Origin of the sequence: Ekhidna sp. (genome assembly GCF_965227465.1) — a bacterium.
In the GTDB taxonomy this organism is placed as follows: Bacteria; Bacteroidota; Bacteroidia; order Cytophagales; family Cyclobacteriaceae; genus Ekhidna.
The window spans coordinates 1,719,277-1,734,114 of sequence record NZ_OZ245746.1 but is presented as its reverse complement, the minus strand read 5'-3'; the positions used below and the strand labels follow the sequence as shown (position 1 = coordinate 1,734,114).

The following is a 14,838-nucleotide window of genomic DNA, read 5'->3' as shown; positions in this document are numbered from 1 at the left end:
CCGGGTTCACAGCCACGGTTTATACATTCAGGCGCAAAGGTAGAATTAAAAGGACTAAATCCACTAACTTTAATATCATGATGACAAGGATTCATAGAATATTTGTCCATCTGATGCTGGGTAGCGCAATCTGCTACTCAGTTGAAACTGTAGGGCAAGATTTTGAGATTTCTGCGGGGATAGGTTTTCCGGACGTACCAAATGTGGGTCTCAAGATCCTTAATGAAACGGTAAGCTTTGGTTTTGCTTATGGTTTTGTTCCTAATAACGATATACGGACAATCAACCTGGATTTAGGGTTTTTCTATGGCAAGCAGGCTAAAAATGCGGAAGCCAGAAAAAGTGTTTTCAGGACCGTATTTACTCACTACCGAGAAGAGACCGAAAGGCGCATTTTTAATCACTCCTATTTGACATTTCGTGCAGGTAGGAATTATTTTTTTACCAGTCAAGTTGGGTTGAACCTGGAAGGTGGGATTGCAGTAGAAGTAGGAGAAAACATCATCAGTAAAGATGGAACTGTTCCAACCAATTTTAATTTCGTTTATGACAATGTTTTCCCCAGTCTTTCAATTCGATTTTTTTATCGCATCTAGCAACATCCTCCTCCATCATAGAAGAAGGTACTTTCACTCACATAGATATCGTTGCTGTTAGTAGCCGCTAGATTACCTGCAGTTTTATCACACACGGATAAGGGCTGATTATACATCAATACGTGTCCAGCATGATCATCGAAGTACTCTTTATCTCCTGTGTAGATCGCTGTTTTACCTGTAAAAACACAGGGTCCATCACTGGGCATAGGATCTTTGATGGCGCAAACCTCCACACTTTCAATGTGAATGGGTTGATTGGTGTCGTAGTGCTTTGTGTCAAGTATTCTGTAAGGCCTCTTTGCCCTAATCTCAACTGTCCCAAAGCCTACATCAGTAATCATCTTGATATAATCTTTTAATGGTAATGCACCGCTTAAACACAACCCTCTTAGTTCCGGATCATTTTTTAGATTCTCAGGCATCAGGTCCTCACTTATCGGATCAGAAAGCACTAATCGTCCATGAGGTTTCAGCACCCGGTACATTTCCTGTAACGCTTTCTTTAAATCCTCTTCATGAAAAATATTGAATAAGCAATTCTGTGCTGCTACATCGATAGTTTCATCCTCTACCGGCAAGTTTAGGGCATCCCCTTTTCTCAGACTTACGAAATCGGAATGAAACCAATCGTTTGAAGCTTCTGCTTCTTTAAAGTTCTTTTCACAGGCCTCCAGCATCTCATCCACGACATCTACACCTACAACTCCCTCTTTTTGCCTGCTGAAATAAGAAAACTGAAGCAGTTCCATTCCACCTCCAACTCCTACATAAAGGATTTTAGGATCATTGATTAAATCTCTAGGATGAACCGTGCTCCCACAACCATAATTCATCTGCTGCATGATTTTAGGGATATCCAATCCAGGGAAGGCCCATATGGGAGTGGTCGTACAACATAGCCCGACATCCGGTGTTTCTGCTGCTCTTTTGTAAATGTCTTTTGTTGTATCTAAGTAAGTTTCCATTTGAAATAATTGAAGTTGTGAATCTATGCTATTTTTCGATGAATCAACCAAGTAATAATCCATCAGGAGCGTGCCAAACAGAGCTAACTGACTGAAAGTTTATTGGTTGGTTAAATTACGTTGTTAACCTTACGTAAAAACCAACATTAAGGGATTTTGAAAACTAAATTTTATTGAATGTCGCGCGCTCGTCAATTCATTCAATTTTTATCTTAAAGGCCGTACTCCCTTTCTTACCGTCAAGGTGAAGCATGTAAAACCCATTTATTAGTCCTGATACATCAATGATTGGAATACTTTGTTGCGTGCCGCTTTTTATCTTTCTTCCATTTAGATCTACCAATTGATAATCAAAAGGGATGTCCACGTTTCTAAGCTGAAGGTAATCTGAGGATGGATTGGGGAACACCCCTATCTCATCAATAGAATCGATTCCTAATGTAAGATTTCCGGGCCGGAATATGCGCACTTGGTTAGGAGCAAGTCTCACTTCAAAGCTGGAAATACCTGAAACATCTATTCGAGTAGTCGCATCCATGTAATCAACCCATGCCAGTCCTTCGTCCAGACCTACCAGATCTGATGTAAGGACGGTTTCTATTGCTTCTGTTTCTCCATAGTTAATCAGGATCAAAAGCTGTTCACCTTCATGTATTCTTTGGAAACCAAAAACTGATTCATTTTGAGTACTAAATTCCTGATAGTCTCCTTTTTGTAACGCTATCTCTTCACTTCTTAGTTGGATCAAACGACGATACCAATTAAAAAGTGAATTATCATCTACCCTGCCAACTTCAACGTTATGAGTGGAATAGTTGCTTGATGCCGAATTCCATGGAGTGCTTGCAGAAAAGCCAGCGTGTGATGAGTTACTCCATGCCATTGGTCTTCTGATATTTTCATCTGGTTTTTGGCCCATCATTCCCACTTCTTCCCCATAGTAGATAAAGGGAATACCTGGTAAGGTTAAGTAAGTAGCTGCTATAAGCTTTACTTTTTCCTCGTCCGAGTTGAGTTCATCCATGATCCTGTTTTGATCATGATTAGTGGCAAATGTTCCAAACTGATAGTAAGGATAGCTGTTGATCACCTTATTGATTTGATTTCGTATGTGAATTGCATCACCGGTTTTGACACTGCTAAGCATTGCCGAACCAAGGTCAAACTCGAAACAAAAATCCAGTCCCTCATTTACTACATACGGTACCACTTTTTCAGTGCTGGTCCATGCCTCTCCTACTGATAATGCTTCGGGGTTTGAGGCTTTTGTGACGGCTACCCATTCTCTCCAAAAATCATGAGTTGACGGTAAATCCTCAAGTTCACTCCCATCCTCATAAATGTATTTTACAGCATCCAGCCTGAATCCATCTATCCCTATGTCTTCCAGCCAGAACCTGGTAACATCAAACATCTCACTTTTTAATTCCGGTTCTTCATAATTGAGGTCCGGCATTCCTCCCCAAAAAAGACCATAGTAATAGGGACTATTGCCATGCCATACGGATTGTCCCCATGGCCCGGAATATGAAGGTTTAGTGTCGCTCCAACGATACCAGTTTCTCTTACTCGAGTTTGTGGATGATTGAGCTTCCTTGAACCAGCTAATCTCAGTAGAGCTGTGATTTAGTACCAGGTCGATAATGACTTTGATTCCTCTATTGTGTGCTTCTTGCAGGAAGTTTTTAAAGTCATCCATTGTACCATAATCAGGGTTAATGGATCGATAATCATTTACATCATAGCCGTGATAGCTTGGGGAATCATGGATAGGCATCAGCCAAATTCCTTCAATCCCGAGATCGGAAGTCGTGTTTGGATCGCCATCATTCAGGTAATCAAGTTTTTCAGTAATACCGTTAAAATCTCCTATCCCATCACCGTCACTGTCATAAAAGCTTCTGACGAATATTTCATAAAAGGTCGATTCATTCCACCATGCAAGATCTTCTGTTGTCCGCTCTTCTACAGTGATATAGTCTTTTAGTATCTGTTCATCCTGAGAAAAGCTATTAGAGACTCTAAGTGTGACATCATATGTGCCAGGATTTTCATAGGTTACTGAAACACTAGCATCAGATGAAGTTGCAGGATCTCCTCCTTCAAAAACCCACTCAATATTTTCAATCAGACCACTGGAGTTATCTGTAAAGACAATCGAACCTAATGTATAAGTGAAATTCGAAGACGATTTGATCTTAGCTACTGCAGGTCCGGTTGGAGGTTCTTCGTCGTTGTACCAGAAAGCAAGTGTCTCCTCTCCTGAACTTACCGTATGGGTTCTGTTATTACCAGCTCCCGGGAATTCCTCTCTATCATCCCACTCTCCATTATATCTGAATTTAAATTCAATATTTTGGCCACTAGTGAATACATTAAGTGTTGTGGACCAGATACTATCTCCGTCAGCATCCGTAAGTTTGTTTAAGGTGGATCCCCAGCTATTAAATGTCCCCGCTATATCAACAAATTCGTTTTCCGGATCAAACTTTCCTTGTTGGATTTGATACGACATATTCACTTCAAAAGTGATGGGAATGCCTTGGGCAAACACTGAGACCGTAAATAAAAGAGATACGACTAAAAGGGGTATACGCATCTTTCAAAGTTAATTAAGTGAGCTTTTGATATACTCCAATCGATAGATTTTCAACGCAAACGATTCCGATCAGGAAATCGAATTTCGAACTCGCCCGGTATACTCTCTTAATGCAGTTTTGAAGTCAACGCTATTGTCTTCCATGGATTGAATCACTTGAATGGCAGCATACGCGTGAGTCAGCTGTTCTCCTTCATCATCCCCGGGAATATCAATCGCAGGCTTTTGCTCTTCAGCGATCGCGGCTTCAGCAGCTTCTAATTCTTCTTTTGAATACTTTTCAACAAGTTGTTTTATAACTGGTATTTTCATAACTCATTTATCATTTCTACTACGGCATCTTCTTTACTGGTTGCGACACCATTAACTAATTCTCCGCTTTTAAAGGTTGCGAAAAATGGTAGGTTTGTTACCCCTGCCAACTTTCTGGCTTCTGGGCTTTTTTCTGCATTTACGTCTAGAAAAGTGACATTACTAAATCGTTCGTCATTAGAAAGTCTTCTGAACTTTGGTGCGAACAGTCGGCAGCTTCCGCACCAATCAGCGTAATACTTTACAACTACTTTTTCGTTTTCAGTTATTGTCGTTTTGAAGTCTTCGTCAGTCTTTAATTCTACGGCCATTTTTGAATGTTTTTTGAGCAAAACAGCAAATTAATTCAAAATGTTTCGTTCTCTTGACTTTCTTTGTCAGATAAATTTTTAATTGATGGCACTTAAAACTTTTGTAAAAATCAGTAACATTAATAACCTGTCAGACGCGAGGTATTGCGCCGGGATGATGGTCGATGTTTTAGGCTTTAATATTGACTCTTCATCTGACACTTTCGTTAGCGAGAGTGACTTTGCAGAGATTACGAATTGGGTAGCAGGGGTGAAATTTGCAGGTGAGTTTCATGGTGCAAGCTTAGGTGACATAAAAAGTGCCATAAAGCAATATCAGGTTAACTACATAGAGATTGATGATTTAAGTATTGTTGAGCAAGTTGGTCTGCTGGGAAAACCCTTGATCATTCGTTTAGCGATTAACTCGGAAGAGGACTTATCCAAGTTGAAATCAAACCTGAGTTACCTTGATGAACTAGCCAAGATTGTAATCATAAAGTCTTCTAATGAATCGTTATTCAGTCAAATTGACGCGGAGCTTGGCTATTACAATGGCAATCTGCGTTTGCTGAAAGGATACGGCATTGTAAAAGATACCAACCTGGGTAACTATCCAGGCATAGAGCTTGAAGCCACAGAAGAGGACCGTCCCGGATTTAAAGACTATGGTCAGATTATGGATATCCTAGAGCTAATTGAGGAGGACTGATAATTTAATTGCTATGAAACTTATTCCATTCCCGATATTTCTCTCGATTGTTTTCTTAACCGCGTGTGGTAGTGATAATGCGGATCCATTACCCCTGGATGAATCTGATGATGAGACACCTTTTGAAGGGAATTTTGTTGATTCGTTCGACGGGTCCGGTGACTTAATTGATTATGTAACAAACAATGCTGAGGCTTTGCCAACTGTTGGTAGGGCGAATGGTAGATATCGAGCCGAGTTAACTGATAACACGGACAATGTCACGCTTCATTTTAATGATCAACAAGGACGTCTTGATGCCAAATTAGTTTCGTTTCCTTTTGAATTTATCGCAAGAAATATTGGCATTGGAACGCTTACTGATTCTCAGACCGCTCCTCAACACCAAAATGACTCATACAATTTTGCAGGGGTTCAGGTACATGCACTAGACTTGAACTCACCCAACTCTTCCCATGTAGTTGTTGGCCATAGAGGACCAACAGGATTCACCATTGAAGGCAAGAATACACTGGATGGAAACTCTTCAGTCAATGATGCTGGGGCAAATATTGTTCCGGAGGGAAGAGCTGATATTCGAATTGTAGGTAATATGGAAAACACCATTACCGTTTACTGGCAAACGCCCAATTTGACTGGTGAAGATTCTCAGGATGATTGGGTTCTTTATAATGGAAGTGGAGAACTTCCGGGGCAAGCCCCAACTTTTGAGAGTGAGGTGTATGTGGGTTTGATCACTTATGCCTTTTACAGCACTGGCGTACCATTTGTTGGGACATGTGATGAAATTGAAATAAAATAAGATCAGGCTTTTCTTAAATGAATATGAAAGGTAGTTCCTTTACCTAATTCAGTATCATAGGATACCTTCCCTCCCATTCTTTCAGTGAAATTTTTTACTATGGATAACCCCAACCCGATGGATGCTTCACCTTTCGTTGGCTTTGCGCTTAATTGCTGATACTTTTTGAACAGTTTTTTCTCATCCCCCTTTGTGAGTCCAGGCCCTTCATCCTGAACGGATATCTGTACCATTCCATCTGCTTCTTTAACACGAATCTCAACTTCTGTTCCTACTTCACTATACTTAATGGCATTTGAAACAAGATTATCAATCACCTGAGCAGTATAAATATTGTCAGCGAGTACAGCTTTGCTTCTTTTTGAATTGAACTTTAATGTGATAGATTTTTGTTTCGCCTTTTCTTCATTGTCCTTAACAACCTGCCTGATTACATCATTTATTTTAAAACGCTCTAAGTTGATATTGTGCTGGCCAGCTTCAATGGAATCTGCGTCAAGTATTTTATCAATGAGCGAACTCATTTTCTCGGATGACTGAAGAATGAATCCTAAAATGGTTTTTCCCTGATCACTCAACTTTTCTCCTGACTCTATAATCTGAGCTCCGTTCAAAATATTTGATAGTGGTGAACGCAAGTCATGCGCTAACACTTTAATCAGGTTATTTTTGTCCTCATTCAGAGCTCTTAATCGAATATTCGCATCTTCTACGAGCCGCTGCTGCTCTAATAACCTATCGTTATTCTTTGACTTAAAGAAATACAACGCATAGAGCAATGAAAGAATGACAAGTACCACAACGATAATAGAAATGAGCATGATGGTTAAGCGTTCTGAATCCTGATCTCTTCTGGCTGCTTCAAGCAACCGCTCATATTGGGCCTCTTTTTCTCTATTGGAAATGACAATCTCCTCAAGCGGACCTATTTCTGCTGATTTCGATATCCTACCAATAATTTCATAAGCATCTGACCCTAAATATTTAGTGATGATTCTAAACTTATCAAATTCAAATTGTTGACTATTAAAGTACTCATCCACCGGGATTTCCCAATCACTGTTTTTGGGATAAACCATAGCGAGTCCTTCAAGTTTTACCGGATAAAAGAATTGTCTTCTAACGTCTATGTTTTGATCAATTGCATCCAGAAAATTTGCTATATCAACATACCCGAAGCTTCTGGTTTTTTGTGATATTCGATCAATGATCTGGCCACTATTGGACACGTATTCGATATCGAAATCTATGTTTAATTTTTCTTGTATAAGCTCTAAAGATTGGTCCAATGTGGTATTCTCAATAGAAATAGCTGTGTTACCTGTTAAAATGCGTTTTAACTCATCTTCCGTAAGGGCGACTGGTAAATAGTTATTGGAAACGAGAACGGCAATATCTGCCATGTAAGGCGCTGTGAAGTTTAGATATCGACTTCTTTCAGGAGTAACGGAAATGGATGAGGCTCCAAAAATACCTCCCCTTGACTCTTTCACTATCTGCAGAACATCCTGGAATCCTTCGGTTTCAAGCCACTGAAGTTCGATCGAAACCTCGTATTTTCTATTCAGATAATCAACGAAGGCAATGGCCAAGTCGCGTTCAATTCCATCAATGATGTCTAATGAGTTCTCAATTACGGTATTGCTTGGATACCAGTAGAACTTAACGGTTCCTTTTTTTTCTTTAAGAATTTGACTCCAGCTGTCTCCATTGGCAAATAGGGTTCCAACTAGCATGAAACAAATGATATAGAAAATTTGTCTAATTCTTATCAAACGACTTATATATGGTGCAAAATTAGCGGTGTTGACTTTCTAATTGTCGATTATAAATCTAATAAACTACGAACTAGTTCATTAACTGGATGAATAAATATGATTTTAGATGTGATCTTCGAAGCTAGAAGCCTATTTATACATACTGTTTATTTACCTTATTTCTTTAATAGGGCTATTTTCACCAACCCCAGCTGTTGGGTACGCCCTTGAAGGGACCAACTACATTTTTAGTAATCCATCCTCCATAAAACCCTCCCGGCTGTGGTGTCACTCGCTCATGGTTGATAAAACAAGCTTCCATCAACTTTGCGTAGACACAAATATGATTTTTAATAGCACCGTAACGATGATTTGGGCTGTCGTATCCCCAAGCAGCATCTTTTACTATTTGATTATCCAACACTATGTTATAGTAATGTGCCCGACCCTTGAACTCACAAAAAGACGTCTTTGCTGTTTTAATTAGAACACCTTTTTTGAATGATGATTTGGGTAGGTAATATGATGGTGGATGACTTGTTTCAAGAATCCTGAATGAATGATTTGTATCCAAAATAATGGTTTCATTGAATACAATTCGAATATGCTTTGAGTATTGCTCAATAGCTGGCGGTCTGGGATAATCCCACACTGACTCTTGCCCAGGATCTGGTTTTACTTTTCTGATCATTTTCAATAGCTTTAATTTCTAAATTTGAAAGAGTCTACAAATTATCGGGTGTAGATTTCGGATTGCTCAAGTTTCTCACCTATTCGGATCAAATCATTTTTTATTAAACCCCAAATACTGTAATGATCCATTTCTGCCTCCATATTATATCTAACATTTCTCAAAGAAGAAAGAACTCCAATATCAAAATTGGTAGAAATCGGCTCATTTTTTTGTGATTCAATTTCGTATGCGGCCTGGCCCACTTCCTGAAGTTGTGCATATGCCGTTTCTTTTATTTGCTTATTTTGTTCGAAATCACGGAACTCCATCTGATCAGTAAGCTTTCTTATAGCCGTGCTATTGTCTAATATCCTATTTAAGTGAAGTTGTATGTTTTCGTCTTGAATAATCTTCATATTTATTATTAAATCAACACGATAACTACTCGATGGTTTTGAATAAATCACAATTCTATGTATAGCGAATATTAACTTAGCCTTCGCTTATGGAATTAGAATCATTCTCAGCTTTAGATTTTGAAACTGCGACCTGGAGTCCTTCAAGTGTTTGCCAGGTTGGCATTGTCCGGGTGGAAAATGGTGCAATCGTTGAAAAGATCAACAGACTTATTCAACCGCCTAAAAATGAATATTTCTACAAGAATATTGAAGTGCATGGCATAAAACCTGAAGATACAGTTGATGCTCCGCTATTCGAAGAAGTTTGGTTTGATTTTAGACACCTAATCGAAGATCAAGTCGTGGTGGCTCACAATGCTAGTTTTGATGTCAATTGTCTCAGAAATAGTCTGGCCTACTATGACATTGCCCAACCAGAATTTGAGGTCAGATGTACCAGGATCATTTACCGTCGAGGCTTGGCGTATTTAAGCAAGAAATATAAAATACCATTGAATCATCATGACGCACTTAGTGACGCACATGCCTGTGCGCAGCTATACCTTAAGCATTTGAAAAGACAGGCATTACCTAAGACTGGTTCACTTTTCTGATCACCAATTGGTTGGTATTGCCGGATCTACTACTTCTTTGTTTCCTCTATTGCGCATGGGAGAAGGAATGTTTTGCTTGATACTTTCAGTCAGAATTTTAATTAAGTGCTCCTTACCCGTGAGCTTTCTGGTAATAAACCCTACCTCTCTCACTTTGTCTTCGATTGGCGCAAGATGCTGTTCCTGATTGGCATCTAAACTCAGTGTTGTGAGCTCTGGAAGAATGGTTGAGCCACCCTGTGAATCCACCATCCTAATCAATGAATCAATGGAACTACATCGATAATTTAACCTGGCAGACTTCATCTCTTTAAGGGAACAAATGTCATTAATCTGATCCCGAAAGCAATTGCCTTCCTCAAGTAACCACAGGTCTGATAAATCAATATTGGAAACTTTTAATGTCTCATTTGATTTGTAGGTCTTATCATGTCGGTAGAAGTAAAATGATTCATAAAACAAAGGAATGGTCATTATGCCCTGACGATGGACCGGTGTGGAAATGATTCCACCATCCAGCTCACCAAGTCGTATTTGTTGGAGGATTTGCTCTGTAAGCATTTCATTTATCTCAATGTGAAGATTGGGATATTTATTCAAAAAGGATTCAGCAAATAGTGGTACAAGAAATGGTGAGAGCGTTGGAATAATGCCCAACCTGAGAACTCCCTGATGAACCTCTCCAAGTGAATACGCATACTCCTTTAATTGCTTACCAGCCATTACAATTTCTCCAGCTTTTAGTAGAAACTTTAACCCCAGATCTGTAGGTTCGATTTTTCCTTTTGACCGATCAAAAAGGGCTATTCCTATTTCATTTTCCAGATTTTTGATTTGAAGACTCAAGGCAGGCTGAGTCATATTCAGAGATTGAGCGGCCTTCGTGAAAGACCCCAGTTTTTCAAGCATCAGCGCATACTCTAGCTGCTGTAAATTCATAAGTACAATTTATACTTTATAAGTCATCATAAAATTATGATATAATAGATTTTTCTGATTATGTGTTGAGACCATTCTTGTCAGTCATCAACACTTTCCTGCGGATCGTCAATAATATTTCGACTCATTAGTTAAAGCAAGCACCTTCGGACTCATAAAACACGACAATTATGGAACGAAGACACGACATAGACTGGCTCAGGGTGATTGCGATCATCCTGGTATTGTACTTCCACACAGCGATGATATTCACAGCGGAGTGGGATTGGCACATTAAAAATGATGAGTTGAGTTATTTATGGTTAGAATTTAATTTTTGGCTGAGTCGTTTTAGAATGCCCCTTCTATTCTTTATATCAGGATATGGGACCTACCTGGCTTTAAGAAAACGATCCCCATGGCGATACCTCAAAGAACGGCATAATCGACTATTGGTACCGCTGTTGTTCGCCATGCTTTTTATTGTTCCACCTCAGGTCTACTTCGAGCGATTATTTAATGGTGCAACGATGAGTTACATTTCATTCTGGCCCACCATCTTCGAAATGAAGCCTTACCCGGAGGGCAATCTATCCTGGCATCACATGTGGTTTGTGCTGTATTTGTTTATCTATGCTGCTGTTTTACTTCCTCTGTTTTTGTGGTTTAGGAAGGATAAGGTAAAAAGCTACCTTAATAAGCTCATAGAAAAGCATTCTTGGATTTCATATGTATTACTAATAGTACCAACGGTCCTTATTTATGTGACTTTCACTGTATATACCAACCGCACCAATGCATTGGTTGGAGATTGGGGTTGGATGACCTATTGGGGTAGCTTTTTCTTAGCCGGGTATTTTGCAGGGATTATTCCAGCAATGTGGAAACGCATTGAAACAGATACTCGAAACCTGGTTGGGTTGGCTTTTCTGAGTACCATCATTCTGAATTACTTTCGCTGGAATAGAATCGAATTGGAAGGAATCAGTGAAACTGGCTATCTGATCCTTCTTGCAGTATCGGGATGGCTATGGTTATTATCCATGTTGTCACTGGGTAAAAGGTATCTGAATAAGCCACATCCGCTTCTGGCATATGCCAATCGTGCGATCTATCCATTTTATATTCTTCATCAGACCATTATTATCATCATAGGCTATTACATCGTTACATTGGTAGATGAAGGCATTCTTGCGAAATACCTTTTCGTAAGCACAGCTAGTTTTATTTTATCAGTTGCTGGTTACGAATATCTGATTCGTCCATTCCGGATAATGAGATTCCTTTTTGGTGTAAAAGAATTACCGAGAAACGTAAAGCAAAAAGACTTTCGTAAATTGGAAGAACGAGCAGAGTTTAAAGCTGCCTAGATTATTTAATTCAAAAAAACTAAAACCTGTCATATCGAATGAAATGAGATATCTATGTTCAATGTAGGACGACCTACTCACAAAGGATTTTTTTATAAATACAAAGATTTCTCCTATCGTCGAAAAGACAGGTTTTAGTTTATTGAATACAAGAAATTAATTTCATTATCACACAAATGAAAAACCTGTGGACTAAGATATTTCCTGCCTTTTATGGCTTCATCATTTATGGCACCTTGCGTGTGGTAAATGATACCATGGGCAAGGGTTTTAAGTTTTGGGAACGTCCACTCTATATCAATATCATTGAGTTTGCAACGGTTATCTTAGTTGGCTACATTTTCACCTACATCATTCGGGTTCAGGAGAGAAAGTACTTCAGTGATGACGCAAGCGAACTAACACTAAAGCGTGCAGGAAAAGAGCTGTTGAATGTGATTGGTATTGCTCTACTTGTGGTTTATTGTACCATCATTCCCATGGCTGCAGTCACAGACGATGGGTTATCCCTAAGTGACCTGGTACAAATTACAATCATCCCAACGCTATACATTGTACTCTACTTCGCGATCCGTAGAGGTAATTTCTATATACAGGCTTTTGTTCAAAGCAAGATCAAATTGCAACAGATTGAAAATGATCGGCTGAATACGGAATTAAACTTTCTACGTGAGCAGTTTAGCCCCCACTTTCTTTTCAATGGACTAAACAATATTTACTTCCAAATGGATCAAAGCATACCTGAGGCAAAGAAAAGCGTTGAAAAGCTATCGGAATTGCTGAGGTATAGCCTTTATCAGGAACAAAATCAGTTAGTGGAAATCGAGAAGGAAGTGGAGTTCATTCGGCTCTATGCGGAGGTTCATCGTAATCGGCGAGATAAAAAGCTAATTCTTGATTTAAATATTGAGTCAATAAAAGGTAAAATTTATCCTCATTTACTGATCACGTTGGTGGAGAATGCTTTTAAATATATAGAGGGTGAAAATCCGAAGATTAAGATTGCAGCTAATGAAGTAAATGATCAATTGCGTTTTGTTGTCGAGAATACGTACCGGCCTGTTGAATCGAATCCCAGTAATGCCGGTATAGGCATAAATAACTTGAACAGACGTTTAGAACTGCTGTACCCTAATGAGCACAAACTGAAATTAAAATCCGATGACAAAGTTTTTATTGCTTCGCTTAATTTACCCGTTAGATGAAAATCGAATGCTGTATCATAGATGATGAACCATTGGCCCGATCCGGGATAGAAGGTTATGTAGAGAAAATTCCCTATCTGAAGTGTATTGGTATGTTCAGTTCGGCGATTGATATGTTAAGCCAACTGGACGAACTTAATCCTGATTTACTCTTTCTTGACATCCAAATGCCTAACCTAACAGGATTGGAATTCCTTAAGAGTCTTAAGAGCCCTCCAAAGGTGATTATCACTACAGCTTACGATCAATATGCGTTGGAGGGGTTTGAATTGGACGTGCTTGATTATCTAATGAAACCCATTCCGTTTGATCGATTTTTGAAGGCAGCAGAAAAGGCCAAAGGACATTTTCAGAATTCTCAAGACTCCTTTTTTGTAAAAACTGATAAGCGAACTGAAAAGGTCCGTTTTGATGATCTGATGTACATAGAATCGATGCAAAACTATGTAATACTGAATAGCAGGTCTGGAAAGCACATTGTCCATACGACTTTAAAAACGATGCTTAACCAGTTGCCGGAAAGTAAATTCACACAGATCCATAAGCAATACATCATCAACAATCAAAGTGTAGATGCCATAGAAGGAAATCAGGTGGTAATTGGTCCTGTAAAACTTCCAATAAGCAGAACGTATAGCGAAGATGCGAAGCAGGCTATTTTTAAAAATCAATAGATTTTAAAGAAACCTTCACCTCATCGCCCACTTCATACCTACCAACCTCAGATTTAACTACTATTTCTTCTTTTATAGTTTTGATAACCAACTCTTCATTATTCCCTACGAAATGAATGCTAACAACCTCTCCTTTGACCCCATGATCGTTTAACTGAAACTGTTCAGGTCGGACAATAGTCTTATTCATGTCTCCCCATTGGCTATTATCTAATTTTTGAAATGATCCAAAAAGCCCAGCGATGTGCTCATTTCTGGGTTGAAAATAGATTTGCCTAGGTGTTCCCTCTTGAAGAATCTTACCGTCTTTAAGGACCATGATTTTATCTGCCCAGGGCAACAAATCTGTGGGTTCATGAGAAACCATCATGATGGTAGTTTCAATCTCCTTTTCAATTTGATTGATTACCTGTTTTATGATTCGCTTATGATGCGGGTCAAGGTTGGAAAAGGGCTCATCCAGTAGCAGAATGGTTGGTTTTCGGAGCAGGACTTTTGCCAATGCGACTCTTTGTCTTTCCCCTCCTGATAATGCTTTTGTATTCTTTTCAAGCAGGTTAGCTATTTGGCAGAGCTTAGCAATTTGATTCACATCCTCAACCGTGTATGGATGCACGGAAAGGTATTCGTTAACACTAATGAATTTAGGCAGCTCAAATGACTGTGACAGATAGGCAATTTCAGGGTGACCAGCTATCAGTCGATCTAGTTTCGGATAGATTTCTTCACCATTCAATAAAGCATCCCCGCTATCCGGTTTTTCAAGTCCAGCTATTATTTTTAAAAGCGTAGACTTACCACTTCCCGTTTCTCCTGCTATGCCGATTCTGGAGCCTTCGTCTAATTCAAAATCGTCGCATCTAAATGCAATCCGATTATCAGCGTAGGTCTTTTGAATATTATGTAATTTTAGTATCGACACAATCTATATTATAGTCTTTAAACACTAA

General features: G+C 39.1%; 16 protein-coding genes. 7 read left to right on the top strand and 9 right to left on the bottom strand.

All coding sequences use genetic code 11. From position 1 onward, the window contains the following. The first annotated feature begins 77 nt into the window (after positions 1–77). Positions 78–596, top strand: a complete 519-nt coding sequence (locus ACO05G_RS07695; RefSeq protein WP_421765431.1) for a hypothetical protein — start codon at positions 78–80, stop codon at positions 594–596. Here the strand turns inward: ACO05G_RS07695 and arsM are convergent. The 4 genes from arsM to ACO05G_RS07675 all read right to left on the bottom strand — a co-directional run bounded on the left by arsM (position 593) and on the right by ACO05G_RS07675 (position 4,786). Further along, complete coding sequence (gene arsM / locus ACO05G_RS07690; protein ID WP_421765430.1) at positions 593–1,564, bottom strand: arsenosugar biosynthesis arsenite methyltransferase ArsM; 972 nt, start codon at positions 1,562–1,564, stop codon at positions 593–595. The genes ACO05G_RS07695 and arsM overlap by 4 nt on opposite strands. A 196-nt stretch (positions 1,565–1,760) precedes the next feature. After that, complete coding sequence (locus ACO05G_RS07685; protein WP_421765429.1) at positions 1,761–4,163, bottom strand: alpha-amylase family glycosyl hydrolase; 2,403 nt, start codon at positions 4,161–4,163, stop codon at positions 1,761–1,763. A gap of 69 nt (positions 4,164–4,232) precedes the next feature. After that, positions 4,233–4,475 (bottom strand): DUF6952 family protein, encoded by a 243-nt coding sequence (locus ACO05G_RS07680; RefSeq protein WP_348282330.1) that lies wholly within the window; start codon positions 4,473–4,475, stop codon positions 4,233–4,235. After that, the gene (locus tag ACO05G_RS07675; RefSeq protein ID WP_421765428.1) at positions 4,472–4,786 is read right to left on the bottom strand and encodes a thioredoxin family protein; all 315 of its coding nucleotides are present in this window, start codon (positions 4,784–4,786) and stop codon (positions 4,472–4,474) included. Before ACO05G_RS07675 ends, ACO05G_RS07680 begins: the two co-directional genes overlap by 4 nt. 85 nt (positions 4,787–4,871) lie before the next feature. On the opposite strand from ACO05G_RS07675, the gene ACO05G_RS07670 reads away from it, so the two are divergent. Together ACO05G_RS07670 and ACO05G_RS07665 are read left to right on the top strand one after the other, a co-directional pair. Then, positions 4,872–5,477: a hypothetical protein gene (locus tag ACO05G_RS07670; RefSeq protein ID WP_421765427.1), complete on the top strand. Its 606-nt coding sequence runs from the start codon at positions 4,872–4,874 to the stop codon at positions 5,475–5,477. 13 nt (positions 5,478–5,490) lie between these two features. Continuing rightward, entirely contained in the window at positions 5,491–6,279 is a 789-nt protein-coding gene (locus tag ACO05G_RS07665; protein WP_421765426.1) for a hypothetical protein, read from the top strand. A gap of 2 nt (positions 6,280–6,281) precedes the next feature. Here ACO05G_RS07665 and ACO05G_RS07660 read toward each other — a convergent pair whose 3' ends face one another. The 3 genes from ACO05G_RS07660 to ACO05G_RS07650 form a co-directional block, all read right to left on the bottom strand. Beyond that, positions 6,282–8,015, bottom strand: a complete 1,734-nt coding sequence (locus ACO05G_RS07660) for an ATP-binding protein (protein WP_421765425.1) — start codon at positions 8,013–8,015, stop codon at positions 6,282–6,284. Between the two features lie 220 nt (positions 8,016–8,235). Then, positions 8,236–8,727 carry a DUF427 domain-containing protein gene (locus ACO05G_RS07655; RefSeq protein ID WP_421765424.1) on the bottom strand — a complete coding sequence of 164 codons (492 nt, stop codon included), beginning with the start codon at positions 8,725–8,727 and terminating at the stop codon, positions 8,236–8,238. A gap of 41 nt (positions 8,728–8,768) precedes the next feature. Next, positions 8,769–9,125 carry a hypothetical protein gene (locus tag ACO05G_RS07650; RefSeq protein WP_421765423.1) on the bottom strand — a complete coding sequence of 119 codons (357 nt, stop codon included), beginning with the start codon at positions 9,123–9,125 and terminating at the stop codon, positions 8,769–8,771. An 89-nt stretch (positions 9,126–9,214) separates the two neighbouring features. Between ACO05G_RS07650 and ACO05G_RS07645 the strand changes: the two genes are divergently transcribed. Beyond that, entirely contained in the window at positions 9,215–9,721 is a 507-nt protein-coding gene (locus ACO05G_RS07645) for a 3'-5' exonuclease (protein ID WP_421765422.1), read from the top strand. Here ACO05G_RS07645 and ACO05G_RS07640 read toward each other — a convergent pair whose 3' ends face one another. After that, complete coding sequence (locus ACO05G_RS07640; RefSeq protein WP_421765421.1) at positions 9,722–10,660, bottom strand: LysR substrate-binding domain-containing protein; 939 nt, start codon at positions 10,658–10,660, stop codon at positions 9,722–9,724. A gap of 170 nt (positions 10,661–10,830) precedes the next feature. On the opposite strand from ACO05G_RS07640, the gene ACO05G_RS07635 reads away from it, so the two are divergent. The 3 genes from ACO05G_RS07635 to ACO05G_RS07625 all read left to right on the top strand — a co-directional run bounded on the left by ACO05G_RS07635 (position 10,831) and on the right by ACO05G_RS07625 (position 13,888). Next, positions 10,831–12,009, top strand: coding sequence for an acyltransferase family protein (locus tag ACO05G_RS07635; protein ID WP_421765420.1), 1,179 nt, complete (start codon positions 10,831–10,833; stop codon positions 12,007–12,009). A 176-nt stretch (positions 12,010–12,185) separates the two neighbouring features. Continuing rightward, the gene (locus ACO05G_RS07630; protein ID WP_421765419.1) at positions 12,186–13,214 is read left to right on the top strand and encodes a sensor histidine kinase; all 1,029 of its coding nucleotides are present in this window, start codon (positions 12,186–12,188) and stop codon (positions 13,212–13,214) included. Next, complete coding sequence (locus ACO05G_RS07625; protein WP_421765418.1) at positions 13,211–13,888, top strand: LytR/AlgR family response regulator transcription factor; 678 nt, start codon at positions 13,211–13,213, stop codon at positions 13,886–13,888. Before ACO05G_RS07630 ends, ACO05G_RS07625 begins: the two co-directional genes overlap by 4 nt. Here ACO05G_RS07625 and ACO05G_RS07620 read toward each other — a convergent pair. Further along, positions 13,875–14,810, bottom strand: a complete 936-nt coding sequence (locus ACO05G_RS07620) for an ATP-binding cassette domain-containing protein (protein WP_421765417.1) — start codon at positions 14,808–14,810, stop codon at positions 13,875–13,877. The two genes, ACO05G_RS07625 and ACO05G_RS07620, sit on opposite strands and share 14 nt — an antisense overlap. Positions 14,811–14,838: the final 28 nt, after the last annotated feature.

Excerpts from the sequence above, each read along its gene's own strand:
- ACO05G_RS07695 (WP_421765431.1), top strand. The coding sequence starts at position 78 with ATGATGACAAGGATTCATAGAATATTTGTCCATCTGATGCTGGGTAGC.
- arsM (WP_421765430.1), bottom strand. The coding sequence starts at position 1,564 with ATGGAAACTTACTTAGATACAACAAAAGACATTTACAAAAGAGCAGCA.
- ACO05G_RS07685 (WP_421765429.1), bottom strand. The coding sequence starts at position 4,163 with ATGCGTATACCCCTTTTAGTCGTATCTCTTTTATTTACGGTCTCAGTG.
- ACO05G_RS07680 (WP_348282330.1), bottom strand. The coding sequence starts at position 4,475 with ATGAAAATACCAGTTATAAAACAACTTGTTGAAAAGTATTCAAAAGAA.
- ACO05G_RS07675 (WP_421765428.1), bottom strand. The coding sequence starts at position 4,786 with ATGGCCGTAGAATTAAAGACTGACGAAGACTTCAAAACGACAATAACT.
- ACO05G_RS07670 (WP_421765427.1), top strand. The coding sequence starts at position 4,872 with ATGGCACTTAAAACTTTTGTAAAAATCAGTAACATTAATAACCTGTCA.
- ACO05G_RS07665 (WP_421765426.1), top strand. The coding sequence starts at position 5,491 with ATGAAACTTATTCCATTCCCGATATTTCTCTCGATTGTTTTCTTAACC.
- ACO05G_RS07660 (WP_421765425.1), bottom strand. The coding sequence starts at position 8,015 with ATGCTAGTTGGAACCCTATTTGCCAATGGAGACAGCTGGAGTCAAATT.
- ACO05G_RS07655 (WP_421765424.1), bottom strand. The coding sequence starts at position 8,727 with ATGATCAGAAAAGTAAAACCAGATCCTGGGCAAGAGTCAGTGTGGGAT.
- ACO05G_RS07650 (WP_421765423.1), bottom strand. The coding sequence starts at position 9,125 with ATGAAGATTATTCAAGACGAAAACATACAACTTCACTTAAATAGGATA.
- ACO05G_RS07645 (WP_421765422.1), top strand. The coding sequence starts at position 9,215 with ATGGAATTAGAATCATTCTCAGCTTTAGATTTTGAAACTGCGACCTGG.
- ACO05G_RS07640 (WP_421765421.1), bottom strand. The coding sequence starts at position 10,660 with ATGAATTTACAGCAGCTAGAGTATGCGCTGATGCTTGAAAAACTGGGG.
- ACO05G_RS07635 (WP_421765420.1), top strand. The coding sequence starts at position 10,831 with ATGGAACGAAGACACGACATAGACTGGCTCAGGGTGATTGCGATCATC.
- ACO05G_RS07630 (WP_421765419.1), top strand. The coding sequence starts at position 12,186 with ATGAAAAACCTGTGGACTAAGATATTTCCTGCCTTTTATGGCTTCATC.
- ACO05G_RS07625 (WP_421765418.1), top strand. The coding sequence starts at position 13,211 with ATGAAAATCGAATGCTGTATCATAGATGATGAACCATTGGCCCGATCC.